The organism is Rhodococcus sp. IEGM 1305 (genome assembly GCF_030058635.1).
GTDB classification, from domain to species: Bacteria; Actinomycetota; Actinomycetes; order Mycobacteriales; family Mycobacteriaceae; genus Rhodococcus_F; species Rhodococcus_F opacus_D.
The window spans coordinates 1-643 of the sequence record NZ_JASHKX010000084.1; the positions used below are offsets into that span (position 1 = coordinate 1).

1 protein-coding gene is annotated in these 643 nt (G+C 69.7%); it reads right to left on the reverse strand.

Going from position 1 to position 643, the window contains the following annotated elements; translation table 11 throughout:
- Positions 1 to 643 (reverse strand): condensation domain-containing protein (locus QM693_RS37485; protein WP_283354833.1); only part of this gene is annotated, 643 nt, incomplete at both ends.

The following is a 643-nucleotide window of genomic DNA, read 5'->3' on the forward strand; positions in this document are numbered from 1 at the left end:
CCGTATCCGGTGCCGTGGTCGGGGGTGGTGTGGAGTTGTTCTTTGATGGTGGTGAGGGCGTGTCCGGTGGTGGGTCCGCCGGTGAGTGCGTCGTGGAGGTCGATGTCGGTGAGGTCGAGGAGGGCGGGGTGGATGGTGGTGAACCAGCCGATTGTTCGGGTGAGGTCGGCGCCGGGGATGTGGGGGTCGGTGCGGCCGTGGCCTTCGATGTTGACGAGCAGGGTGTGGGTGGGGGTGTGGTGTCGGTGGCGCCAGGTGGTGACGGCGAGGGCGAGGGCGGTGAGGAGGGCGTCGTCGATGCCGCAGTGGTAGGTGGTGGGGAGGGTGGTGAGGAGGGTGTGGGTGGTGTGGGGTGGGAGTTCGGTGGTGGTGTGGGTGGTGGTGTGTTCGGTGTCGTGGGTGGGGTCGAGGGGTCGGGTGCCGAGTGGGGGGTCGGGGGTGGTGAGGATGTGGCGCCAGTGGGGGAGTTCGTGGGTGTGGTGGGTGGTGGTGTCGGTGAGGGCGTGGGAGTAGCGGCGGGCGCTGGTGGTGACGGGTGGGAGTGTGGGGGTGGTGCCGGTGGTGTGGGCGTGGTGGGCGGTGGCGAGGTCGGGGATGAGGATGCGCCAGGAGACGCCGTCGGTGGCGAGGTGGTGGATGGTGA